This window comes from Alteromonas sp. KUL17 (assembly GCF_006538305.1).
Classification (GTDB): Bacteria; Pseudomonadota; Gammaproteobacteria; order Enterobacterales; family Alteromonadaceae; genus Alteromonas; species Alteromonas macleodii.
Genome location: NZ_BJKJ01000011.1, coordinates 15,557 through 39,891, shown reverse-complemented (window position 1 = coordinate 39,891; position 24,335 = coordinate 15,557). Strand labels below are relative to the sequence as shown.

The window sequence follows — 24,335 nt, the reverse complement described above, 5'->3', positions numbered from 1 at the left end:
TATACACCCTTATGCAAAGCGATACTTTTATAACCGTGAAAATGTTATACGTTTTAATGACTTACTTAATTCACTAAGCAATTTCACTAAACACATTGGTTCTCTATATCGCTCACTTAGAGCGCGCTTTGAGAAGCAGAGTGTCGCTAATTTCTAACGTTCAATTTCCTAAATTCAGTAAGTAAAAATAAAAGGAACACACTATGAAAAAGCGTATTGTTGCCGCTTCGACGGCAATTGTAGCTATTGGTTGTATTTTCGCCTTTGTCGATAATTCTCCCTCGGACAAAAAAGAGGTAACAGCAGCCCAAAATGAAACAAAATCTGTTGGTAATGAAAGCACTGTTACTAAGCAACGAAACGGCAAAGTGTTATCGACCGGTGTCGATAACTTCAAACCCAAAAATGAAGCCGAGCTAAAAGCTCAGGCTACAACTACTACTAACGGTAAATCAGAGAAAGACACCATCGTCTGGACAACATCAGAAGATGGCAAAAAGGTACTTGAAGCAGAAGGCTATATTCCCGCTGACGTAACCGATGAAGCTTACATTGAGCTTGATCGTGAAGAATTAATGACGGTAGAAGTTGGCGAGTATCTCGATTTATACATCCCACAGTTCGGTGGCAGTTACACCGGTGAAGTTGACCACGTTGTCACTCATCCAAACGGCGATCGTACCGTAGAGGCCCACATCCCAGGTGCGGGCTCTCTCTACGCCGCCGTTATAACGCTTGGCGAAAACGCCACCTACGGAAACTTAGCCACGCCTCGCGACGTGTTCGTGCTTGAAGGCAATGATAAATACGCGTGGATCGCACCAAAGTCTTCAATGATGCAAAACCACATCGAACGTGAACCCGACAGCAAACGCCCGCTTAGCGACGACAACGCTGAAGAAGTCTTCGATCTCGGTCAAAACTAATCCCCTAGTGCCTGTTGAGCTTCACAGGAAATTCAACAAGCTCAAATAAAACAACAAGAAGGAAATAAAAATGAAACACACATTTAAGTGTTTAACGGCAATGGCAGTTTCACTGCTTTGTGCAACATCAGTAACAGCAGCCACCATCGATGTAATGGTGCTTTACACCCAACCTGCTGCAAATAATGTGTCTAATATCGACACTAAAATTAACCAATACATCTCACACGCCAACCGTGTTTATCAAAATAATGCGGTAGATTTACAGTTGCGTTTAGTGGGCGCTCAGTCTTCTGCTGCTACATCTAGCGACCTTCAACCTACCGAAAGTGCGCTAGACTTGTTAACTGATAGCAGTGGTGTGCAAAACGCACGATCTTCAAACGGCGCAGACATGGTTGTGCTTTTAGGTAATCGTGAAAACATTTATGAAGGCGGTCAGCTAGTGGGTTACGTGTGCGGCATTGGCTGGGTAGGTCAAGGCAACAACGGTACACTGTACTCTAGCTCGCAAAGCCGCATGTACAGCATCAGCGCCGTTGATTGCGGTCTGTCCACATTTGTTCATGAACTCGGTCACAACATGGGCTTAGGCCACTCTGTTCGCCAAGGTTCAGTAGGCGGTGTATATAATGATGGTATCGGTCACGGCGTTGATAATAACTTCTCAACTATCATGGCCTATCCTCAGGCGTTCGGTAGTGCCACCCAGCTAGACTATTTCTCTGACCCTTACTGGTCAGGCTGTAATGGCCAAGCCTGTGGCGTTGAAAACGAATCTAATGCTTACCGCGCAGTAAATGCGGTTATTAACCAAATTGCTAACTACTTCTAAGTAAGTAATTAATTAGGGGATAAATAAGGGAAAGCAGCCTTGCTTTCCCTTCAACCTAAGCCCCTGCAGATTGTTTACTCTTTAGGCTGCGTCAACATGTCATCATACGCATCCATTTCCCATGGCAGTTCGCCTGGGCTGGTATCGAGGAAGTGAAGATAACGTTCGAACTGATCTAAGATGTCCTTAGTAATACTCTCTTTGTCATATCCGTAAATATCGTAAGCTTGCCCTCCGCGGCGAAGGAATACTTCAGCGCGAAAATATTTTTCCGACTCATCTTCTTCTGAACGCAGCTCTGCGTAGCTAAACCCTGGCACTAAATATTCAGTCATACGAATATCGTAGATAAAATCCATGTGATCGTGACGCTCAACAGTGAAGGTGGCCCTTCCCGTTTCCTCATCAAGCTTAACGAACGCCTCCCACGCTCTCGCTTTCAAAGCAGCTTGTACGTCTTTCATCGCTGCAATCACAGTTTTATCAATAAACTCATGCACCTCATTTCGGCTGGGGTAATCGACCATTGCTGCGAGTCGGCCTTTTAGGCTAGTCGAGCGACCGTGGTTTCTATTAAGCGTATTCGCCTTCAAACTGTTGTTTCGGTAGCCTTCAATGACAAGCGCACGCCATAGGCCTGCTGCAGACGCTAGCATAATGAAGGCGAATGGTAATGCGCTCGCAATGGTCATCGTTTGCAGGGCATTCAGTCCACCAGCCAAAAGCAACACTGCTGCAACGGTTCCTTCCAAACACGCCCAGAAGATACGCTGCCAAACCGGGCTTTCTTCTTTACCACCAGAAGCAAGAGAATCGATAACCAGCGACCCAGAATCTGATGACGTCACGAAGAACGTAATAATCAATAACACGGTCAAGCCTGACATGATTGACGCGCCAGGTAGCAAGTCATAGAGCTTAAATAAGGCAACAGCTTCGTTTTCCTGCACATCGCTAATGAGTGTAGTAACACCTTGGTTCATAATGGCATTTAGCGCGGTGTCGCCAAACACGGAAAACCAAAGGAAGGTGAACATGGTAGGCACAAGCATTACACCAAAAACAAACTGCCTAATGGTTCTGCCTCGACTTATTTTGGCGATAAACATGCCTACAAACGGCGCCCAAGCGATGGTCCAGCCAAAAATAAACAGCGTCCAGTTCCCAATCCAATCACTGCGACTGTAGGCCTGAAGATTAAAGGTACGTTCAATGATGCCGTTGATATAACTTCCTGTGTTCTGTAAAAAGGTTTCTAAAATATGAACCGTTTCTCCGAAGATAAAAACGGTACTCATAAGCGATACAGCCAGAACCATATTAAGAATTGATAACCTTTTAATGCCTTTATCCATTCCCGCGATAACCGATATTGTTGCGGCAATGGTTACGATAGCAATGGTGCCTACCTGCACCATGATATCAATGGGGATATCGCCGGAAAGATAATTTAACCCCGCATTGATCTGTGTAACGGATAGCCCGAGCGTAGTGGCAATACCAAATAATGTACCGAGAATGGCGAATACATCTACCGCGTGACCTATAGGGCCATAAATTTTATCCCCTATCAGCGGATACAAAGCTGAACGTATAGATAACGGCAAGCCATGTCGAAAAGCAAAATAGGCAAGAACTAAACCGACTAGCCCGTAGATCGCCCAGATGTGAAAGCCCCAATGAAAAAATGCGATTTGCATGGCTTGTTTCGCCGCATCAACAGTTTCAGCTGCTCCTGCAGGCGGTGAAGAATAGTGTAGAACAGGCTCTGCTACGCCAAAGTAGAGCAGCGCTACGCCGTAGCCTGCTGAGAACAACATAGAAAACCATTCGGGAAAGCTATATTGAGGCTCTGCATGATCGGGCCCCAACTTTATGTTTCCCCAGCTAGATGATGCTACCGATACAATGAATACCAAAAAGATAGCGACCGACAACATGTAAAACCAACCAAAGGTTTCTGTAATCCATGCCAATGTATTGTCGAAGGCCTCGCCGGCAAGTTCGGGATTGCTGATGGTTCCGATCACCAGAAGCAAAATAATGACGACGGCGGGGAGAAATACAGGAAGAAGAATGGTGGAGTTGTTTACTTGGCCTTTCATAGCAAATCCCTTTTCACTGACAGGTAAGTTGAAACCCTGCGAAAACTTAAAAGCTGCTTTTTTCTACTAGTGAGGATTTGCTTTGGTTCAGATAATTACCCAGATATATTCTTTTCTTGGCGCTACAGACCGTGATTTCAATTAAATAAGGCGCTCTAAGGGGCAAGGACCTGCTCTGAAAAAAGAGATTAACGGGCGTGATTGCCTCTGGCGTATCAAAAATAATCAGACATAGATAAATAGCGCTGCCTGATATGTTCAATTAACAGCCTAATTTTTCGAGATGGTTGGCGGCTGTAAGGGTAAACGGCATAAACGCCTAACACCTTACCTACCCGCTCTGGAAACAAATCGACCAGTGTTCCATTACATAAATCTTCGAATACCAAACATTTAGGTACGTAGGCAATACCTCTACCAGCAAGAGCTGCTTTGCGAAGCGCACCTGCATTGTCACTTGAAAATGCGCCATCTACGGTGATGGTGTAACTGCCTTGAGACGACGTAAACTCCCACTCCCTTGCGCCGGATGTGTGGTAGGAATACAACAAACAGTTGTGAAAGCTCAAATCCTCAGGTGCTTTGGGCCTGCCCTTTCGTCTAATGTAATCCGGCGATGTGCAAACCACCCAATGGGAATCTAAAAAGTGCCGTGCGATCAGACTTGAGTCTTCCAAATATCCCGTTCGAATAACAAGATCAAACCCTTCCTCGACTAAATTTACAAATCGATTATCCAGAGACATATCAACGCTTAACCCTGGATGAAGTGTACAAAACTCAGCTACCGCATCGGCTAACAGTAAATCGCCCGAAATCGTTGGAACCGACATCTTAATGTGTCCGGATATTTGTTCACTGTATCCAGAAATTGTGTCGATAGCTTCCTGCGTGGACGCCTTTACATTCATGGCGCCTTGCTTCAAAGCTTGACCCGCTTCGGTAAGCGTGAGTTTGCGAGTAGTGCGATACAAAAGCTGCGTTCCCAGCTCTTTTTCAAGCTTTGCTATTCGCTTACTGACTACCGAGTTGGTAATGTTGTTCGCCTCTGCTACTTTGCTAAAACTGCCCATCTCCGCAATTTGTGCAAAGAGAATTAAATCGTCTGCTCTCACGTTATTACTTCACTTTTGGAAAAGATAAATTTCATTGTTGCCGTATATCCCTAAGGCGAGAAACGTTATATTTTTATCAAGTTAATTACAATCGATTAAAGACATGATTATTTCATCGCCGACTGATTATCGACGCGCTGCGCAAAAAATATTACCGCCGTTCCTATTTCACTACATTGATGGTGGTGCCTATCGAGAGCATACACTTAAACGCAATGAAGCTGACTTGGCTGACATTGCATTAAAGCAGCAAGTGCTGAGAAATATGTCGTCGCTTGACCTTTCTACAACGGTCTTTGGTGAACAATTGGCTTTACCTATTGCCCTTGCTCCCGTGGGATTAACCGGAATGTATGCGCGACGTGGCGAAGTGCAAGCTGCTAAAGCGGCAGCAAACAAAGGCATCCCGTTTACCATGTCGACGGTGTCAGTATGTCCTATTGAAGAAGTCGCACCAGCCATTGAACGTCCAATGTGGTTTCAGCTCTATGTGCTTCGCGATCGCGGCTTTATGAAGAATGTTCTGGAGCGCGCCAAAGCAGCGGGTGTAACAACGTTGGTTTTTACCGTAGATATGCCTGTACCAGGGGCTCGCTATCGCGATAAACACTCCGGTATGAGTGGGCCATTTGCTGCAAGCCGTCGCGTACTGCAAGCGATGACTCATCCTCGTTGGGCATTTGATGTAGGCGTATTCGGTAAGCCTCATGATCTTGGCAATATTTCTACTTATCGTGGCGAACCGACCCAGTTGGAAGACTATATTGGCTGGTTGGGCGCCAATTTCGATCCGTCTATCAGTTGGAAAGACTTAGAATGGATCAGAGAGTTTTGGGACGGCCCAATGATTATCAAAGGCATTTTAACTGAACAAGATGCCAAAGATGCCCTGAGTTTTGGCGCAGAGGGCATTGTAGTATCCAATCACGGCGGTCGTCAGCTAGATGGCGTGCTTTCTACCGCTAAGGCTCTTCCAGCGATTGCTAGTGCGGTGAAAGGCGATCTAAGTATTTTCGTAGACTCAGGTATTCGTAACGGCTTGGACGTGGTGAGAATGCTGGCACTAGGTGCCGATTGTACTTTAATAGGGCGCTCTTTTATTTATGCACTTGCTGCTGAAGGCAAACAAGGGGTAGAGAACTTACTCGATCTGTACAAACAGGAAATGCATGTCGCGATGACACTATGTGGTGCAAAATCAGTCAGTGAACTTAACCTCGACTCTCTCGCTTCTTAGTATCGCTGGCACCAAGGCCACTAAAAAGCCCCCCAGTAATTGGATAGTCCAACTATTGGGGGTCACTTCATTTTTTACGGCTCTTTTATCAATGCACAAGTGGCTGGAAGTGTTATTTGCGCTTAATGATGCCCACCACAACAACTTCCATCATGCTCAGCCCAGTTTTTAAGTTTGGTGGTTTTGCCTATTCCCGGGTTAAAACTATTGGTTGGGTCTAATTCTCGGTAAAAGTTTTTCAGCGCATCTTTTGCAAAGTACTCGTGTCCCACATTGTGCTCTGCTGGGTATTCAGCGCTTCTCGCATCGAACGTTTCCAGAATTTTACCCTTTAACAATTTGGCATCCGCTCCTTTTTTCAACACGTAATTCTGGTGCATTACGTGGCAGAATAAATGGCCGTAATACAGTTTTGTGTCTATCTGGTCGTCTATTTCTTTAGGCAGCACTTCAAACCAGTCGGGATCGTTGCGGCGAAGTGCAACATCGATGGTCATCATAGCGCCCACGTCTTTGCTGTGCATCACGTGGTAACGACCTATCGCGCCACCAGCAACAAAGCGATGCAAAATAGCCTTGTCAGCTTCTTCTTCTGTACACTCAAAATAACTACCTTCATTGGTTTTAAAGAAAGCATCAAGGTAGGCTTTGGCCTCATCTACCCCGTCGTTGCTCATCTCCAATATCCAATGATGCTGATACTTGTCTCTGTACTCTTCCATTCGCTTAGGCAAGTGGTTAGGAAAAACGTAGCTCATATACTGCATAACGCGATCTGACATTTTGTTGGGTAAGAAGCCCAGCTTGTCAGTAAATGCGTCAAATTTGCGCTTAAATGCAAACAGCTTAGGAATAAATTTGGCGCCAAGCTTGCTGATAACGATAAACATATCTTTACCGTATTTCTTTGATACGTCGTAGCAGTCACGGTGAAGGTACTCACCCGAGTCAGGCAAGTTCTTGAAAGTAGAGAGTATGTCGCGACGCACTTGGGTAAACACGGCGGCGTCATTAGACCCCACATAGAATACCTGCTTCTTCTCAGGAATAGGAAAGGTGTCTAGCCTCACTGCGAACACGGCAAGCTTACCCGCACAGCCTGAAGCTTCATGAAGTCTTCTGCCGTCATTGTTGAAGCGCGAAGGTGTGTCTGAATCAACGTCTCGAACTCGTTCATCATACTCGTTGTCTGATGCACGAGCGTCAGGGTGCTGAACGTCAGCTTCTTTGTAACGTTTGTTCTCAAGATTATTCAGAATTTCTTCTGGCTCACTACCTAGGTTAATCCCCAGATTGTTTACCAAAGATAGATTGCCATTAGCGTCGATTTGGGCAAAAAGCGCTAATTCAGTATAGGCAGGGCCTCGCTTGACCAAAGCACCACCTGAATTGTTACATATTCCCCCCACGATCGATGCGCCAATACATGAAGAACCAATCACAGAGTGAGGTTCGCGACCATAAGGCGCAAGCGTCTCTTCCAATCCAAACAAGGTGCTCCCCGCTAAGCCAACGATCTGCTTTCCGTTGTCAACTAACTGAATATCATCAATACGCATAGTACTGATAATAACGAGAGGCCTGTCGTAATCTTTACCATCTGGCGTAGAGCCCCCCGTTAACCCTGTATTGGCCGCCTGCATAATAACCGCAACGTCGGCTTCAACACACAGCTTAAGCACACGCCAAATTTCGACAAGCGTTCCTGGGCGCACTACCGCAAGCGCTTCGCCCGCACCAAAACGAAACCCTTTAGTGTAAGGCTGCTTCTTCGCTTTATCAGTTAACAAATAGGCCTGCCCTACAACATCGCGCATTGATGCAATCAAAGACTGAGTGTCAACGTTTACGGTCATGGTTCTCTCTGTGTATTGAAATAATGGAAGGAATGACTTGGTGTTGAACTATACACTAACACCATTATTAACAAAGGGGGCAAGCCGCTTTTATCGAGATAATTTACTTATATTTAATTTACTAAACGTTTATAAATCGGCTATTTTTAGCACACTACAAAACGATATTAACCGTCGTATTTCAACAAATATGTCCCAACTCTAAGCCATCGGCTTATTCCATATAGGCCAAAGACAACGTAAACTTGATGCCTTAAGAAACAAAAAGTTTTTTCATGCACATACTCATTATTGACGATCACGAAATTGTAAGGGATGGCATTAAAACACTCATCGAGCAAGAGTATGGCTGGCATGTTTCTTACGCAGTAAGCTCTCTGGATGCGCTTCCCTCCTTCGCTACGTTAGACGATATTGACGTTGCCATTCTAGATATCTCGTTAGCACAGGAAAGTGGTTTCGACACGCTAATAAAAATCAAGAAAGACGCGCCGTTTATAAAGTGCTTAATGCTGAGCATGTATGATCATGTAGGCTATATTAGTAAAGCGCTTGAACTCGGCGCCGATGGCTACGTTACAAAGAATGCCGCCACCAAAGAGTTAATGGACGCGTTGGAGTCTCTAGAAAAAGACGAGAATTATCTAAGCACAGATATTAGTAAAAAGTTAGCTTTCGGTGATAAACAGCTAACCTCTATCCTTACTGAAAGGGAAAAGGAAATTTTCTTACTGTTAGCAAAAGGATTCCAGCCAAAACAGATTGCTTACTACATAGATACTGCCCCGAAAACAGTGATGGTTCATAGAACTAATATTTACAAGAAACTCAATGTAACCTCCCAATTTGGTTTACTTAGAATTGCATTAGAAACTGGGTACCTGGACGTTTCTGACGTTATCTACGACGATACGCTAGTCAAAGCAAATTGATGAATTTAACGCGGTATTTCAACGTTACCTATTTACTAATGGGATTAGGTTATACCGCGCTATTTCACGGCGTGTGGTTGTTCAGCACCCAATTTGAAATTATTTCAGGTACGGTGAGCTGGTATTTGCCTGCTGGTGTTCGCCTGGCGGCGTTTTTACTACTGCCAATTTACAGCTGGCCACTGCTACTCATCGCAGAAAAATCAACCCACTTCATTTTATTTCACCCCGGTGGCATTCTCGACAACACGGCGTTTTTAAGTGGAACCATAGGTTGGTACTTAGTCCATTTAGTGCTGTCACCTGCGGTAATTTGCACCTGCGTTTATTTATTCAGACGTCGCTTTAGCGCACCTTATATAGACAATGTTTCCAGCACCCTTGCCACGTTGGCTTTTGGTGTTCTTATAAGTGTTGCTCTTGGGGCGGTATTTTTGGGCAGAAGGGCTATTGAACTGCAAACAGGCATAGAGGTTTTTCTTTCTATTTTGTTTGATTTTTCATTAGGTGACTTTGTAGGAATTGTTGTTCTTTGTCCTTTTCTTTTCGCATTATATAAACGGCCATCTATCCCTAAGAGTCACTTAGTACTGTACCTTACAACAATCGCTTGGCTGGTTTTGCTGATGCTGAGCAGCTATGCCTACTCCCAACAAATTAACATCAGCTATCAGGTTAAGTATCTAGCGGTTTTCCCCGCGCTGTTTTTATCGTATCGCTATGACATAGTTGGCAGTGCGTTTTCGTGTTTACTCATAGGTATTACTGCGTTCGTGGTGGCAAGCCAGAGCGCACTTCCTCCCATTGAGCATCAGTTTTACATCTTAGCATCATGTACAAGTTGCCTCATTTTAGGTGCGTCAATTAACCAATCTACCTTGTTGAATGTGAAGCTTGCGAAGAAAACGAGGATCTCGAAGTATCGGTGCAAAGCGCTCAGGCACTGGCCAGTCAATTGGTGGTAGTGCAAGAAGATGAACGAAAGCGCTTATCACGGGATTTACACGACGACTTTGGTCACCGCATAGTCGATTTGAAACTTCAACTGTCGCTAGATAGCAGAGAAAGCGACAACGACATGATGCTCAATAAGATAGATGCTCTATACCACGCAATGAAGAAAAGCTTAGGGGGATTACGTCCGTCCGGTATTGATACTCTTGCCATTGAAAGCGTGATCCAACGTTCAGAGATTATTACCACGCTCAAGCGCGCAAACATAAACTATTCGTTTAACGTTAGCGGCACGCCAGTACCGTTCGATTCAGGCCAGAAAATACACATCTATCGCATTGTGCAGGAAGCGGTGACAAACAGTATAAAATATGCCAATGCGACGTCGCTCAGCATTGATATCAACTATGCGCAACACAGTGCCGTGTTTATCGTTACTGACGACGGCGGCGGCATCCCTGAGCATATTGCCCAACTAGCAAACGCTGAACCCACACTCGGCCTGCTGTCGATGAGAGAACGCGCAAAGTTGATAAATGGTGAGTTTGATATTTACCAGAACAAACCATCAGGCACCCGAGTTTGCCTGACTTTGCCCTACAGTGCTTAAGTTACTCTACTGCGTTTTAGATGCGTCGCTGCATCCTTTTTATGCTACATTGCTGTTGATTTAACTACTATTTTGATATCCGTATGCAAAAAAATTTCATTACTCGCCGAGCCCGCTTTTTTAGACAGTGCCTGAACATTGCTGTCCTAATTGCCACTTTCACCACGTTAAATGGCTGTGTAAGTACTCAAAGTGAAAGTCCTTACACTTACGCTCCGTCTGCATCACCCTATCAGGATGTGGTCAATGCACAGCAGCGAGCTGTGGAACAAAGCAAATTACTTTTGGTTGTACTGGGTGCTCAGTGGTGCCACGACAGTACTGGCTTAGCTGAGCGTTTTGCGACAAAGGAAATGGACCTGATTCTACGCGCTCATTATGAAACCGTATTTGTTGATGTAGGAACACTTGAAGACAGAAGAAATATAACCGAGCGATTTGACTACCCCATTTATTACGCCACACCAACAGTAATGGTGGTTGAACCTAAAACCAGCGCATTGTTAAACAGAACGTCAATGGATATATGGGGGCGCGCTGACAGCATCCCCTTATCGGAGTACATTCAGTATTTCTCTCGCTTTCCTGCAATGACAACTGCGCAAAAAGCCCCGTTTATTAACTGGGAAGCGACAAATGAAGAAGAAGCTTACAATAAAGAGCAGGCACTCAGATTACAAAGCGCTTATGACAAACTCGGTCCGCTACTTGCGCTAGATTTACAAGGTAATACCCCACAAGGGCTTAACGAGCTATGGAAAGAGACTAAAGGGTTTCGCACTGAACTGCAAAAAACGCTGATAAAGCGCGCCGAGCTTACGTTAGATTCTGAGAATGGCAACGGAGTCAACACCACGCCAGCATTGCGACACTACAATCCGTTTTCGTGGGAACATAATTAGGGCCTGTTGACCTTTGGTGTACGAATTTTGGTCTAAATGGAAGCCTTTTAATCGCGAAACAGTCCTGCAAGCCTAGCGGGCTAAGTTAAAGGACTGTGACAAAGAATACGGACATTAAAAAGGGCCTTTCCAACGGCCCTTTTTTAATAAACTCGGTTTTATGAAGCGCAGTTCAACTGTTTACGCTTTTGCCCTGTTTGACGCCGTATTATTAGTGGTGCTATTTGACGGATTACTTCTGCGCTTAGCTGGTCGTTTAGCGGCACTTCCTTCACTTCCTGAGCGTCTTCGACCTGCAGGCTTTCCACCGCTATTGTTGCGCGAATCCGGTTTACCTGTGCGCGGATTACCATTTCCGCTACGGTTGCCTTGACGTTGACCCGACTTTTTATTCTCGCCACTTCGTTTACCTTCGCTGCCGCTCTCACCTTGTGGTGCTTTCGGCTTTTTCGGTTTCTTGGGCTTTTTAGGCTTAGACAGCGTGGTAACAGGCACGGCTTGCTGAGGCTCGAAACCTTCCAACGTTTCACGAGGAAGCAGCTTTTGAATCAGTGTCTCAATATCTTTCAGGTTTTGCAGTTCTTCAGCACATACAAATGACCACGCCTGTCCACTAGCGCCTGCGCGTCCTGTACGACCAATTCGGTGAACATAATCAGCTGCCGTATTGGGTAAGTCTAGGTTTACAACGATAGGCAATTCACTAATGTCGATGCCGCGTGCAGCGATATCGGTGGCTACCAGCACTTTAATTGCGCCATTTTTAAAGTCAGCAAGCGCTTTAGTTCTCGCTCCTTGGCTTTTATTACCGTGAATCGCGGCACTTGGAATTTTTGACCGAGTTAGCTTTTCTGCAATACGGTTAGCGCCGTGTTTCGTGCGGCTAAATACTAACACCTGCTCCCACTTCTGCTGTTTGATCAGACAAATAAGCGCGGTCGTCTTTTTAGATTTATCAATGGTCACTAAGTGCTGCTGAACCGCTTCTACCGTGGTATTGGCTGGCGCGGTTGAAATACTCACAGGGTTGCGCGTTATTGTTTTCGCCAGCGCAGTGATTTCATCAGAAAACGTGGCTGAAAACAGTAAGCTTTGGCGCTCTTGTGGCAATAGCTTTAATACTCTCTTAATGTCGTGAATAAAGCCCATATCAAGCATTCTGTCGGCTTCATCCAATACCAACACTTCAAGCTGAGAAAACTTAACAGCGTTTTGCTGGTAGAGGTCAAGCAATCGTCCAGGCGTAGCAATTAACACATCCACACCTTTACGCAGCTTCATCATTTGAGGATTAATCCCTACACCACCAAATACCACGGCAGTTTTTAACGGCAAAAACTCGCTGAACGCTCTGATGCTCTCTTCTACCTGAGCAGCAAGTTCTCGCGTGGGTGTCAAGATAAGTGCCCGAACATTGTTGCCAGATACAGGTTGTCCTTCCATCAACCTTTGTAAAATAGGAAGTCCAAATCCTGCAGTTTTCCCTGTTCCCGTTTGCGCAGCTGCCAACACATCCTTTCCTTGCAATACTTCTGGTATTGCTTTTTCCTGGATTGGTGATGGTGTACTAAATCCTCGTTTTTCAATAGCTTTTAACAAGGGTTCAGCGAGCCCTAATTGGGTAAATGACATTAATAAACTCCTGTCATAGGTATTTATAAAAAATTGCATACCGCAAAGGTATAAGCGTTAGTGCTTTATTGCTAACCGTGGGGGTTATAGATTACTGGGAAAACCTAAAGAGATACGCCATTGCCAACTTGGCTTATTGGTGTTTGACATCAAGAAAAGAACGTAGGTGTTTACTCTTACAAATTGCGCGCGGAGTCTACCACTAAAAGCCGAAAGCCACCAGCGCATTTTTTGTTCAAAATCTAGTTAAGCCTGTCTGACGTTTAACTTAATAAGTTCCGATTTACATAGCATAACAGCAAGGGAAGTTTCATCGGCTTTTCGCACTAAGGGAATGGTCTTGAACCGTACCGTCTTCCCTCATTTTTAGGAGAGATATTGTTATATTTATATTTTTATCTAAAACGATAAATATCTATTTAATACGAATTTTGCGACCTAGAAACGTAAACTTATCAAGTAACAGAGTTTAATTTTATTTATCAATACCTTAAGAGATTTCGCTTTTAAAAGTGTGCGTTAAAAAACAAGTTAAACAGGGCTCTTCTACGTAAAAACACCTAAAAACCTTTGAAATTAAAGACAACTTGATAGCCAATTTCTGTTGGATAGATAAAAAGCTTTACCATATTTGTTATAACAGATAAAAAGCGCGCAGTTATTCCACGCTCAAATTACATCCACTCTGCTGCAGTGTGGCAAACAAGTGAAGTAGAAAACATGAATGTTGATAGTTTAACCCAGCACTTTGAGGAAAAGTTGGCTTTAGTCAAAGCATCGGTGATGTCTGATAGCTTTGTTATCCAGCTTACAACAATCGCAATTATTTATTGCATTGCATTTTTGCTTGCACGACAAGTAAAAAAGCCATTTAAGTTTACCCGAGAAAAGCCGCAGCAAGGCGCACATACTATGCACGGCTTTTTATACAATCTGGGTGAGGCACTATTCCCGCTTATCACCATCAGTATGCTAAAGCTTACTACCGTGTTGGGGGCGCAATTTCAGTTTGATGCATGGCTATTGGAAATAGCCGTTGTTGTAGCACTAATGCTGTTTGTTAATTCCTTGATTACTGGTTTTGTCGAAAACAACACCATTGCAGCGTTTATGCGATGGGTGGGTTTACCTATCCTATTTTTACACTTAGTTGGCGTGCTTCCACTGATAACTTCAGCATTGGAGTCAATGGCAATATCAGTCGGCAATGTTGAAATTTCAGCGTATGGCGTAACAAGGGTGCTATTGTTTGGTGGCTTGCTGTTCTGGCTAGGCCGTAGCTCGAACGCCATTGGTCAAGATATTATTCGAAACCATAAGTCGCTCGACGTTTCTACCAAAGAAGTGTTCGCAAAGCTGTTTGAAGTTGCCCTGTTCTGTGTGGTGTTTCTTTTATTGCTTAACGTCATGGGAATTAATCTTACCGCATTAGCCGTGTTCGGTGGTGCAGTAGGTGTGGGTTTAGGCTTAGGTCTGCAGTCCATCGCATCAAACTTCATTTCGGGCATCATTATTCTATTGGATAAATCGTTGACCGTAGGCGATTACGTTGAATTAGAAGACGGGCAGAAAGGTATCGTCAGAGAATTTAAAATGCGCTATGCCGTATTAGAGACATATGACGGTAAAGATGTACTGGTGCCTAACGAAAAGTTTATCAGCTCCTTGCTAATAAACTGGACACACAAAAACCAGAAACAACGTTACCGCATCGACTTTTCTGTCGCCTATAAAACTGATATCCGCGCGATGGTAGAGATTATTAAAGAGGCGGTATCGGAACACCCGCAGGTGATCAGTGGCGATGATGTTCCATTTGAAGAGCTGCCTGACTGTGAAATAGATAGCTTTGGCGACTCTGGCGTCAACATGTTCGTTGAGTTTTGGATGGAAGGGGTGGACGATGGTAAAAACCGCGTGGGTGGTGATTTGCTGCTTACTGTGTTTGAAACATTACGCGAGCACAACATTGAAATACCGTTCCCTCAACGTGAAGTAAGGGTTATCAACGAACAAGGCATTGGTATTCGAAATACCACACCGTAGCTAAACTCGCTCATGACATGAGCGCTTTCAGTCATACCTTCGCGCTGGCTAAAACCTAGCGCGAAGCGTATCCCATTGCCACTCTTGGGCAGACAGACCTAACGTCTGGACAAACTTTGCATAGTCTTCTTTGCCCATCGCTGACGCTACAGTTTTTAATTGAGATTTGGCTTTTATTGCTTTTACCTGCAGTAACTCCAATCGCTTATCGGCACTTGAATCGAAGTTTTCACTGATGATTGCATTCGCTTTATTGGTCGCTTCCCACGCTGTAATAACATAGCCCACCAGCTTTATGTAAACACCCACCATGCGCTTTCGCTCAAATATGTTCTCAAACAGTGAGCCAGATAACGACTTTTGAAAACTGGCCTCTGTTTCTAAGGCAACAAATTGCTCGGCGTTCTCTAGCTCACTCAACACATTGTGTAAAAGCTTAATGTGGGCGTGCGTATTAAGTGCGTCGACGTGAAGTGCATTAATATCGTCGCTTAGCATTTCTAAATTGACCAACGTTCGTTGAAGACTAGCCATTGTGGTAATTGTCTGTAGAAGCGAAAAATAAAGGTTCAGTGTATCGAATTAAAGATGGGTTTGCGATGGTCTCGCGGTCGTTTTAATCACATCAAGAATTCACAACACAACTTATAGAAATCAATTAAAAAGGGCGCGGAAGCGCCCTTTTAGTTTTTATGTCTATTGAGAATTAGTTGTTAAGCTAATTCGCGATAGTAGTTATATCGCATCTATTTACCCAAGCTGGCGTTTAGGTCGTGACGTAAATCGAAACGGTCTAGCGTCATCACTTTGGTCCAAGCGTCGACGAAGTCTTTAACAAAACGGCTTTTCGCGTTGTCGTAGGCATAAACTTCGGCCACTGCACGCAGCTCACTGTTTGATCCAAAGACCAGGTCTACAGGCGTACCTGTATACATAACTTCACCAGTAGTTCTGTTTACACCTTCATATACCGACGGGTTATCTGTTTTTCTCCACTTAACGCCCATATCAAGAAGCGTTACGAAGAAATCGTTGTTAAGCGTGCCTACTTTGTCAGTAAATACACCGTGGCTAGTGCCACCTGTATTTGCTCCCAATGAACGCAAACCACCAAGCAAAACAGTCATCTCTGGTACCGTTAGATTAAGCTGATCGGCTTTATCTACCAGCATGTCGGTTGGCGAACGATAGCTAGCTTCTGCGTTGTAATAGTTTCTAAACGCATCGGCTGTTGGCTCTAACAATGAAAACGAATTAACGTCTGTTTGCTCTTGCGTAGCATCAGTTCGACCCGGAACCACTGGCACAGTAACCTTGACGCCAGCATCTGCCGCTGCTTTTTCAATTGCTGCCGCGCCGCCAATCACAATGAGGTCAGCAAGAGATACTTTCTTCTTAGAAAACATGCGTGAATTGTAGTCTTCTTGCATCTCTTTAAGCTTAGAAACAACGGCTTGAACGGTTGCAGGCTCGTTGGCTTCCCAATTCATTTGCGGTTCAAGGGCAATCCGAGCACCGTTCGCTCCACCGCGTAAATCAGATGCTCTGAAGCTAGATGCTGCCGCCCATGCCGTTTTCACAAGTTGCTGAACGGTTAAGCCACTGTCTAAGATGTCAGCTTTAAGCTTCTTAACGTCTTTATCAGAGATCGCTTTATAGTCAGCTTTAGGCACTGGATCTTGCCAGATGAAGTTCTCTTCTGGGATATCGTTACCTAAGTAACGTGCCTTTGGACCCATATCGCGGTGAGTTAGCTTGAACCACGCTTTAGCAAATGCCGTTTGATACTCTTTGGGATCCGCTAAGAAGCGCTCGGCAATTTTTCGATACTCTGGATCATACTTAAGCGCCAAGTCAGCTGTAGTCATCACAGGAGGATTTTTCTTACCTTCTACGTGCGCATCTGGTACTGATTTATGAAGCGATTCATCGGTAGGGATCCACTGGATAGCGCCGGCAGGACTGCGGGTTTGCTTCCACTCAAAGCCCAATAAGTTTTGGAGATATAGGCTCGTCCATTTAGTAGGTAGTTGTGTCCAAGCACCTTCCAAACCGCTCGTTACTGTGTCTTCTGCATTGCCTTTACCGCAATTGTTCTTCCAACCTAGTCCCTGCTCTTCTAAGCCTGCACCGCCTGGCTCAGCTTCTAAACAATCAGCAGGCTTGTGTGCGCCGTGCATTTTTCCAAATGTATGACCACCCGCAATTAGCGCTACGGTCTCTTCATCATTCATCGCCATACGGCCAAATGCAGTGCGAATATTTTTCGCAGATCCCATCGGATCAGGCACACCTTTAGGGCCTTCAGGGTTAACATAGATCAAGCCCATGTGCGTTGCCCCCAACGGGCGCTGAAGCTTACCGTCGCGCTCTTCACGATCGCTCGCAAGCATTTCCACTTCTGGGCCCCAATAAACCATGTCAGGTTCCCAGTCGTCGGTACGACCACCCGCAAATCCATAGGTGTCAAAGCCCATGTTTTCCATGCCTACGGTACCCGCAAGGATCATTAAGTCGCCCCAAGATAAACTTTCACCGTACTTTTGCTTAATAGGCCAAAGCAAGCGACGCGCTTTATCAAGATTTCCGTTGTCTGGCCAGCTGTTCAGCGGATCAAAACGCATTTGACCACCGTCACCACCGCCACGACCATCTAGCGTACGATAGGTACCTGCACTGTGCCATGAAAGTCGAATGAAGAAAGGACCATAATTTCCGAAGTCGGCCGGCCACCAATCTTGAGAAGTAGTGAGTAGCTCATTAACATCTTTTTTTACTTGGTCGAGATCTAGCTTAGCGAATGCCTTTGCATAACTGAAATCATCACCTAGTGGGTTTGAGCGATTATCGTGATCTCTTAACGGAGAGAGATCGAGCTGATCAGGCCACCAAAATTGATTATTTTTCGCTTGAAAAGCTTTAGCAGTGCCCGTGCCTTTAGCACCAGCAGGCTTACTAATTTGATCGTTGGCAATAGCCCCTGTTGCACCAAGCGATAGGGCAACAAGTACTGATAATGTGGTTTTTTTAAACCTGTTTATAGTCATGGTCTTTTCCCGTCTGAGTTTGTTGTAGTTACCAAAGCGTGAGTGCGAATCACACCACTAATTTGTTAACATTTTGTTTACCTCATAAGCAGTTAAAAGATAGACAGGCTTAGAGAATATTTACAGTTGATAAAATGAATTCAACTGATTAGAAAATCCAATCAATGAAAAGTTAATTAATTTCAATACCTTAAAAACCCAGTTCACTTTATAACGTAAACGACTGTCGCTCAGTAGAACTATGTAATGCGGAAAATGAGCTAGATCTGTGAATCTCTTTCAGAGATTGGGAAATTTTTTCGCTTCTTGAAGAGTGAAACTTTTCCATACTTTCTATAAGCGGCTAAATAACCAACTAAAAAGTGTCGGTTTATGTAAAGTTTTCATCTAATTGAAATACCTTCTGCAATTTCTACCATGGCACAGCAATTGATACATAGATGATGCAATTAAAGACGCATTAACTTCAGATAAGAAGTCGATGGAATGTTAAAGAAGTAATGAGGATGAACTTATGAAAAACACACTTAAGACACTTACCGGACTTGCAGCTGTTGCCTCTATCAGTGCTATGGCTTCATTCGGTGCGCATGCTCAATCAAATCAAATTGAAGCAAAAGACAGTGGTTTTTATGTAGGTGGTAATTACGGTTACCTACGCGTTGAAGGTGAAGATGACTTTGACGATGACAAAGATGTTTGGCAAGGCCTTGTTGGATATAAATTCAATGAGTGGATTGCAATTGAAGGTGGTTACATTGATTTTGGTGATTACGGTAACGACCTTGCAGGTGCTGAAACAGACGGCTACACAGCGGCGATCAAGGGTATTCTTCCATTAACAGAGCGTTTTTCTCTCTACGCGAAAGCAGGTCAACTTTGGTCAGAAACCGAGTATAACTTTGCTGGCGTTTCACGTGATAACGATGACGAAAGCTTGTTTGTAGGCGCAGGTCTAAGCTACGCGATTACTAGTAACTTTTTAGTAAACGCCGAGTACACTGTTTATGATACAGAGCTTGATGCAGACGAAGCGTTTGATGACATTGACGACACCGATTTTGAAACCGATCTCAAGCAAGCCAGTATTGGTGTTGAGTATCGTTTCTAAGACATTTGTTGCCTCACGTTTAACAACGTGACTTAATGAGAATGCTAAAGCCTTGGCAACACAGCCAAGGCTTTTTACTTTTTGCTACCCGTCTATTTTCTGGATGAGCTGCGCCAGTTCCTCAATTTTTGACACTGTCGTTTTAACTAAGTTGTCAATTTCATTGGATGAGGACTGGGAGTTACCTGCTAACGTTCGTACTTCATCAGCCACAACCGCAAACCCTCTTCCCATTTCACCTGCTCGTGCCGCTTCTATCGCTGCATTTAGCGCTAGCAAATTAGTTTGCTCAGAAATAGAATTAATTGTGCCCACTATATTACTTATAGTCTGGCTGGTAACCAGTAGCTCTTTCATAGAATCTTGAGTATCGTTAACCGCTTGTTTTCTAGAGGTGATATTAACGGCAAAAAAGACATAACGTGTTACTTGCCCGTTAAAGTTCTTAAGTGCGCTGATTCTCGCGTCAAAGGCAAGATAACGCCCAGCCACTTGAAACTCAGTAATTTTTGAAACAAAACCAGCGCTCTCTAGAGTAGACTTGTCCTCTGCAGAAAGACTATTCATTACCTCATCTGCAAATGATTCAGAGCTCATTACCCCGTTCAATGTGTCGCGTAGTAGTTTGTTTGCCTCAACGACTTCACCATTAGGCTTCATTTCAAGAAGAACAAGTGCACTGCCTATAGCTTTTAATTTGTTAGTAAAATCTAAAGCCATTTGCTTAACACGAGTAATATCAGCCTGAACCGCGATAAAGTTAACGAGTTTTTCTTCTTTGAAAACGGGGTTTATTGATAGTGAAGTCCAGTAAGGTGTACCGTCCTTTCTATAGTTAAGAATTTCATCATAAAATGCTTCGCGGTTTTTAATTTTTTGTCGTATCACATCCACAGTACGTTGATCGGTTTCCTCACCTTGTAAAAATGATCCAGGTTTCTTACCTTTTACTTCGTCCAGCTCCCACCCCGTCAACCGGTAAAACCCGTTATTAACGTACTCTATGAGACCATCTGCATCAGATATAATAACGGCGTTGTCTGTTTCGTTGGCAACCAGCGAAAGCATACGTTGTAACTCTCGCTGCTCTACTTCTTCTGTTACATCTTTAATAAATGCTGTGTAGAGGGTTCGGTCAGCCAGCCTTACTTTAGACAAAGACAGCCTGCCCCACAGGCTTTTACCGTCTTTCCGCTCCACTTTAACTTCGCGGCTGGTTCCGACAATTTTGTCTTGGCCTGTTTCTCTATTTGCGTTGACATAGTTATCGTGGTTCGCTTGAATCGCCTGAGGCACTAACATCTTCACATTTTGGCCAATTACTTCATCTCTTGTGTATCCCCATAGCTTCTCAGCGGATGCGTTGAACAAGGTTACGTTGTTGTTTTCATCGATACACACCACAGCATCTAACGCTTGCTCTAATGTTTGCTCCACTATTTCGCGAGACTCTCGCTCTTCTGTAACGTCTCGAACGAAAGCGGTGTAGTGCTTCTTTCCTGCAACAATAACCTGAGATAAAGCAAGCTGAACCCAAATTCGCTCCCCACTTTTTGTTTCTAATTCGACTTCTCGCGAGCTGCCAACGATTTTATTAACATTTGTTTGTCGATGAGAATTAACGTAATTGTCGTGATTTGCTTTGTGTTCGTGGGGAACCAATAGTTTGATATTTTTGCCTAGTACCTCGTTTGGCGTATAGCCCCATAACTTTTGAGCGGCATCGTTGTAAAACGTAATGTTGTTTTTTTCATCTATGGTAACTACAGCCAAGATTGATTGAGCAAGCGCCTGTTTCGCCGCATTTTCCTTTGAAAAAAACTTCATTTATCTAGACCTTCTCATTGAATTTTTTAAGTTATATAGAAGATCTTTCCCTGTTTTTCCAACTGTGAATATTAAACTCGTTTCACAGTGAAAATATTACACATTGCGAACTGATACATCTTACACACGAGCTCAAAAACTCTAATTATCTATAAAAATCATTTATTTATATTTCTCGTTCTTACGTTTTATAGAGGTACAAATTCTGCAACAGAATACAAATAGTGAAAAATGAATAAATAGGAAACGTCACATGCAATCAGGAAAGAGTGTATTTCAACCCGGTCAAAACTGTTGGGTAGAGAGCAAGGCTCGCTTTTCTACACCTTTGATAGATTGCGGAAACTATTATAAAGCCTTGCACAGCTCTATCGTTAAAGCTAAGCACAGTATCTTCATTGTGGGATGGGATATAGATAGCCGCATTCGCTTGCTGCGAGGCGACGACGAAGCGAACAGTGAAGCACCGAGCGTAATAAGTGATTTACTTAAGTGGAAAGCTGAGCAAAATCCTGACATTAAAATTTACCTGCTACGTTGGGACTCATCACTAGCCTTTTTCGCGCAGCGCGAAATGTGGGCAAAGGAAGTGTGGGAAGAAAAAACTCCAGACAATGTGCAAACCGAGCTCGATGACACGATTCCGATGGGCGGAAGTCAGCACCAAAAAATTGTGGTTATCGATGATGAACTCGTATTCTCAGGTGGAATGGATGTATCCACTAACCGCTGGGATACTCGTGACCATCCCGTAGTTTCAGAAGAGCGTGATGGGCCTGATGGGGAGTATGGACCTCTTCATGATGTGCAAATGGTATCAAGTGGACCTGTAGTAGCCGACTTTTCAAAATTAGTTCGATGGAGGTGGCAGCGTGTTGCTGACTCTTCACCTATTGATATCCGCGAGGACGCGCGCATTGATGAAAATGCCCCGTTGCCTGATGCTTGGCCACAAGATTATCCTCCCCTTTTTGAAGACGTAGAGTGTGCACTTGCCAGAACAATTCCATTTATGGATGAGGTCGAGCCTGCTCAAGAGGTACGTCATATGCTGCTTGATCTTATCGGTGAAGCAGAGTCTGTAATCTACATTGAGAATCAATTTACAACGCGTCAGGAGATCGCTGAAGCGCTGAATAAGCAGCTCAAACTGAAACCTAATCTTTCGGTCATTATCGTAAGTTCCTACGAGCCAAAAGGTAAGTTTGAGTGCGAAGCATTTTGGGCAAGCCGCATAGAATTCAAGGAAATTTTAGAAAAAGGGATTGACCCTAAGCGAGTAAAACTGACTTATTCTTCAATTGAAGACATGCAAGGCCGCAAGGCATACAAGCGCATCCACTCCAAAGTGATGACCATTGATAACAAATACCTTGTTATCGGGTCATCAAACTTGAGTAATCGCTCAATGACGCTAGACACCGAAATCGACACGGTGTTGTTTGGTAACACCAAAGACAATCAGGCGTGTATTGAGCAAGTGAGAAACGACTTACTCGCAGAGCACACGGGACGCGATATTGATGCAATGCCAGCGTTATTCAACAATGAATATCCGGTTGAAGCATTAATGCAGGATCAGATAGCACACGGCTACGTACTTACCGAAGTTCGCGATGAGGTGTTTACCGAACAATCCGTTAAGAATGTGTTCAGAGCGTTATCTGACCCTGAAGAACCCCTTATTTCGGTGCCAACTTTTGATGGAGTTGCTATGCCTGCACGTAACCCAAGACGTCGCAGTATTATGATTTTGATTGGTCTTGCCATCATTGCTGTTCTTGGCGGGCTTATGTTTTGGGCTAGCCAGTCCATACCATGGTTAAGTTCCGACAGCATTAACGCCTTTCTAGAGAAAAGTCGTGGAACCTACTTTGCTCTGCCTACCGTGTTGCTGGTTTATGTGGTCGGCGGCGTTTTATTCTTCCCGGTCACTGTACTGTCACTTGCTGTGGCTGCTATTTTTGGCCCTATATGGGGGCCCATCTACGGCATCATGGGAGCACTAATGAGCTCTGCAATCATGTTTGGAATAGGCAAGCTATCAGGCAACGCGGGGCTTAGAAAAATTGGTGGTCCAAAGGTAGCTGCCGTTGATGAAAAACTAAAGCGTAGCGGTATCGTTGGCGTCGCGGCCATTCGAATGTTGCCTGTAGCGCCCTTTAGTTTGGTGAATTTGGTAGCGGGTATCTCATCTATTGGCATTTTTCAGTTTTTAATAGGGACATTTTTAGGCATGTTCCCGCCCATGATTGCGAAAGGGCTTGTGGGTGATTCGATAGCACAAATTTGGCAAAACCCTTCTGTGGAAACCATTAGCTATTTAGTTGGCGGTATCGTTTTATGGGGCCTTATGATTTGGGGTTCGCAAAAATTTGCCCGCTACTACCAAGCTCGGAAGGAGTCGGGGAATCAAGATACTGCCAATGATAATAGTGACAAAGATGAGGTAGAGAAATGTGCCGCATAGTGACCTACAACATTCACAGCGGAATAGGTAGAGACAAAAAGCACGATTACAAACGCATAGGGCAATTCTTGGCAAACAGTGGCGCCGACGTGGTGCTGCTGCAAGAAATGGATACTCGTCCCTCTGAGCGAAGTACAGCACAGGACGTTAAAGATATCTGCGCTGAAAACACGTTTAAGCTCATTCCATCACCAGCCATTAGGGAATCTGATGGCTGGTATGGCAACGCCATCCTAACTCGCTTTGACGTATTAGCGCACGATACACTGGATGTCAGCCAAAACGGACGACAGCCTAGAAATGTTCAGATTGTAGAGCTCAAGACAGAGAAGACCCCCCTTACGGTGGTGAATACCCATAAGGGGCTTAAGAAGCTAGAACGTCGCTCACAGTTTTCTTTGCTTCATGAGCACCTTTCTTTGAAGATGAAAGAGAAGCGAATCCCTCTAGTTCTAGCCGGTGATTTCAACGAGTGGCAGTTTTTCTCAAAAGCGTTTAAAGCACTTAACGAATTGCTATTACAGCAAAAAGTGGGGGCAACATTTCCAAGCCACTTTCCTGTATTTGCACTTGATAGAGTATGGGTGTCTGACGACATCAAGGTAAAAGCGTGCAGAAAATTAAAAAATGCGAAAACTCGAATCTTGTCAGATCATTTACCTGTGCTTGTTGATATTGAACTGCCCCAGAACGACTAACCCAGTGCTCTTTTGCACTTAACGGGTTGCAT

At 44.3% G+C, this 24,335-nt stretch carries 18 protein-coding genes; 11 read left to right on the top strand and 7 right to left on the bottom strand.

The features are described 5' to 3' along the window. Positions 1 to 203 precede the first annotated feature (203 nt). Positions 204 to 926: a hypothetical protein gene (locus KUL49_RS11335; RefSeq protein ID WP_131137331.1), complete on the top strand. Its 723-nt coding sequence runs from the start codon at positions 204 to 206 to the stop codon at positions 924 to 926. Positions 927 to 996: 70 nt separating this feature from the next. Beyond that, entirely contained in the window at positions 997 to 1,761 is a 765-nt protein-coding gene (locus tag KUL49_RS11330; RefSeq protein WP_014950692.1) for a zinc-dependent metalloprotease family protein, read from the top strand. A 74-nt stretch (positions 1,762 to 1,835) separates the two neighbouring features. Here KUL49_RS11330 and KUL49_RS11325 read toward each other — a convergent pair whose 3' ends face one another. Both KUL49_RS11325 and KUL49_RS11320 read right to left on the bottom strand, forming a co-directional pair. Next, a complete protein-coding gene (locus KUL49_RS11325; protein ID WP_131137330.1) occupies positions 1,836 to 3,866 on the bottom strand; it encodes a BCCT family transporter in 2,031 nt (676 codons plus the stop codon). A gap of 215 nt (positions 3,867 to 4,081) precedes the next feature. After that, positions 4,082 to 4,981 (bottom strand): LysR family transcriptional regulator, encoded by a 900-nt coding sequence (locus KUL49_RS11320; protein ID WP_131137329.1) that lies wholly within the window; start codon positions 4,979 to 4,981, stop codon positions 4,082 to 4,084. A 103-nt stretch (positions 4,982 to 5,084) separates the two neighbouring features. Here KUL49_RS11320 and lldD point away from each other — a divergent pair, with 103 nt between their 5' ends. Beyond that, complete coding sequence (gene lldD, locus KUL49_RS11315) at positions 5,085 to 6,218, top strand: FMN-dependent L-lactate dehydrogenase LldD (protein ID WP_131137328.1); 1,134 nt, start codon at positions 5,085 to 5,087, stop codon at positions 6,216 to 6,218. 122 nt (positions 6,219 to 6,340) lie between these two features. Here the strand turns inward: lldD and dld are convergent, their stop codons facing one another. Further along, a complete protein-coding gene (gene dld / locus KUL49_RS11310) occupies positions 6,341 to 8,074 on the bottom strand; it encodes a D-lactate dehydrogenase (protein ID WP_131137327.1) in 1,734 nt (577 codons plus the stop codon). Between the two features lie 275 nt (positions 8,075 to 8,349). Here dld and KUL49_RS11305 point away from each other — a divergent pair, with 275 nt between their 5' ends. From KUL49_RS11305 to KUL49_RS11295, 4 genes are all read left to right on the top strand, one after another. Then, positions 8,350 to 9,006: a response regulator transcription factor gene (locus KUL49_RS11305; protein WP_014977387.1), complete on the top strand. Its 657-nt coding sequence runs from the start codon at positions 8,350 to 8,352 to the stop codon at positions 9,004 to 9,006. After that, the gene (locus KUL49_RS21150) at positions 9,006 to 9,971 is read left to right on the top strand and encodes an MASE1 domain-containing protein (protein ID WP_242633808.1); all 966 of its coding nucleotides are present in this window, start codon (positions 9,006 to 9,008) and stop codon (positions 9,969 to 9,971) included. Before KUL49_RS11305 ends, KUL49_RS21150 begins: the two co-directional genes overlap by 1 nt. After that, positions 9,932 to 10,570 carry a sensor histidine kinase gene (locus tag KUL49_RS21145; protein ID WP_242633807.1) on the top strand — a complete coding sequence of 213 codons (639 nt, stop codon included), beginning with the start codon at positions 9,932 to 9,934 and terminating at the stop codon, positions 10,568 to 10,570. The genes KUL49_RS21150 and KUL49_RS21145 overlap by 40 nt, the downstream gene beginning before the upstream one ends. Positions 10,571 to 10,653: 83 nt before the next feature. Continuing rightward, positions 10,654 to 11,472 (top strand): thioredoxin family protein, encoded by an 819-nt coding sequence (locus KUL49_RS11295; protein ID WP_131137326.1) that lies wholly within the window; start codon positions 10,654 to 10,656, stop codon positions 11,470 to 11,472. A 180-nt stretch (positions 11,473 to 11,652) separates the two neighbouring features. On the opposite strand, the gene KUL49_RS11290 is transcribed toward KUL49_RS11295, so the two are convergent. Next, positions 11,653 to 13,104, bottom strand: a complete 1,452-nt coding sequence (locus KUL49_RS11290; protein WP_131137325.1) for a DEAD/DEAH box helicase — start codon at positions 13,102 to 13,104, stop codon at positions 11,653 to 11,655. A 720-nt stretch (positions 13,105 to 13,824) separates the two neighbouring features. Between KUL49_RS11290 and KUL49_RS11285 the strand changes: the two genes are divergently transcribed. Continuing rightward, a complete protein-coding gene (locus KUL49_RS11285) occupies positions 13,825 to 15,150 on the top strand; it encodes a mechanosensitive ion channel family protein (protein ID WP_131137324.1) in 1,326 nt (441 codons plus the stop codon). Between the two features lie 48 nt (positions 15,151 to 15,198). Here the strand turns inward: KUL49_RS11285 and KUL49_RS11280 are convergent, their stop codons facing one another. Both KUL49_RS11280 and katG read right to left on the bottom strand, forming a co-directional pair. After that, positions 15,199 to 15,684 (bottom strand): hypothetical protein, encoded by a 486-nt coding sequence (locus KUL49_RS11280; protein WP_131137323.1) that lies wholly within the window; start codon positions 15,682 to 15,684, stop codon positions 15,199 to 15,201. A 212-nt stretch (positions 15,685 to 15,896) separates the two neighbouring features. Then, positions 15,897 to 18,197, bottom strand: coding sequence for a catalase/peroxidase HPI (gene katG / locus KUL49_RS11275; RefSeq protein WP_131137322.1), 2,301 nt, complete (start codon positions 18,195 to 18,197; stop codon positions 15,897 to 15,899). 514 nt (positions 18,198 to 18,711) lie between these two features. Here katG and KUL49_RS11270 point away from each other — a divergent pair. Then, positions 18,712 to 19,308 (top strand): porin family protein, encoded by a 597-nt coding sequence (locus KUL49_RS11270; protein WP_014949483.1) that lies wholly within the window; start codon positions 18,712 to 18,714, stop codon positions 19,306 to 19,308. An 84-nt stretch (positions 19,309 to 19,392) separates the two neighbouring features. Here the strand turns inward: KUL49_RS11270 and KUL49_RS11265 are convergent, their stop codons facing one another. Then, positions 19,393 to 21,135, bottom strand: coding sequence for a PAS domain S-box protein (locus tag KUL49_RS11265; RefSeq protein WP_110288092.1), 1,743 nt, complete (start codon positions 21,133 to 21,135; stop codon positions 19,393 to 19,395). A gap of 253 nt (positions 21,136 to 21,388) precedes the next feature. Between KUL49_RS11265 and KUL49_RS11260 the strand changes: the two genes are divergently transcribed. Then, positions 21,389 to 23,605 (top strand): VTT domain-containing protein, encoded by a 2,217-nt coding sequence (locus KUL49_RS11260; protein WP_131137321.1) that lies wholly within the window; start codon positions 21,389 to 21,391, stop codon positions 23,603 to 23,605. After that, on the top strand, positions 23,593 to 24,303 hold the full coding sequence (locus tag KUL49_RS11255; RefSeq protein ID WP_165477901.1) for an endonuclease/exonuclease/phosphatase family protein: 711 nt from the start codon (positions 23,593 to 23,595) through the stop codon (positions 24,301 to 24,303). Before KUL49_RS11260 ends, KUL49_RS11255 begins: the two co-directional genes overlap by 13 nt. The last annotated feature ends 32 nt before the right edge of the window (positions 24,304 to 24,335 follow it).

What these genes read in the sequence shown, in the direction of transcription:
- KUL49_RS11295 (WP_131137326.1), top strand. Translation starts at nt 10,654, where the DNA reads ATGCAAAAAAATTTCATTACTCGCCGAGCCCGCTTTTTTAGACAGTGC.
- KUL49_RS11330 (WP_014950692.1), top strand. Translation starts at nt 997, where the DNA reads ATGAAACACACATTTAAGTGTTTAACGGCAATGGCAGTTTCACTGCTT.
- KUL49_RS11305 (WP_014977387.1), top strand. Translation starts at nt 8,350, where the DNA reads ATGCACATACTCATTATTGACGATCACGAAATTGTAAGGGATGGCATT.
- KUL49_RS11255 (WP_165477901.1), top strand. Translation starts at nt 23,593, where the DNA reads ATGTGCCGCATAGTGACCTACAACATTCACAGCGGAATAGGTAGAGAC.
- KUL49_RS11335 (WP_131137331.1), top strand. Translation starts at nt 204, where the DNA reads ATGAAAAAGCGTATTGTTGCCGCTTCGACGGCAATTGTAGCTATTGGT.
- KUL49_RS11325 (WP_131137330.1), bottom strand. Translation starts at nt 3,866, where the DNA reads ATGAAAGGCCAAGTAAACAACTCCACCATTCTTCTTCCTGTATTTCTC.
- lldD (WP_131137328.1), top strand. Translation starts at nt 5,085, where the DNA reads ATGATTATTTCATCGCCGACTGATTATCGACGCGCTGCGCAAAAAATA.
- KUL49_RS21150 (WP_242633808.1), top strand. Translation starts at nt 9,006, where the DNA reads ATGAATTTAACGCGGTATTTCAACGTTACCTATTTACTAATGGGATTA.
- KUL49_RS11285 (WP_131137324.1), top strand. Translation starts at nt 13,825, where the DNA reads ATGAATGTTGATAGTTTAACCCAGCACTTTGAGGAAAAGTTGGCTTTA.
- KUL49_RS11260 (WP_131137321.1), top strand. Translation starts at nt 21,389, where the DNA reads ATGCAATCAGGAAAGAGTGTATTTCAACCCGGTCAAAACTGTTGGGTA.
- KUL49_RS11265 (WP_110288092.1), bottom strand. Translation starts at nt 21,135, where the DNA reads ATGAAGTTTTTTTCAAAGGAAAATGCGGCGAAACAGGCGCTTGCTCAA.
- dld (WP_131137327.1), bottom strand. Translation starts at nt 8,074, where the DNA reads ATGACCGTAAACGTTGACACTCAGTCTTTGATTGCATCAATGCGCGAT.
- katG (WP_131137322.1), bottom strand. Translation starts at nt 18,197, where the DNA reads ATGACTATAAACAGGTTTAAAAAAACCACATTATCAGTACTTGTTGCC.
- KUL49_RS11280 (WP_131137323.1), bottom strand. Translation starts at nt 15,684, where the DNA reads ATGGCTAGTCTTCAACGAACGTTGGTCAATTTAGAAATGCTAAGCGAC.
- KUL49_RS11290 (WP_131137325.1), bottom strand. Translation starts at nt 13,104, where the DNA reads ATGTCATTTACCCAATTAGGGCTCGCTGAACCCTTGTTAAAAGCTATT.
- KUL49_RS11270 (WP_014949483.1), top strand. Translation starts at nt 18,712, where the DNA reads ATGAAAAACACACTTAAGACACTTACCGGACTTGCAGCTGTTGCCTCT.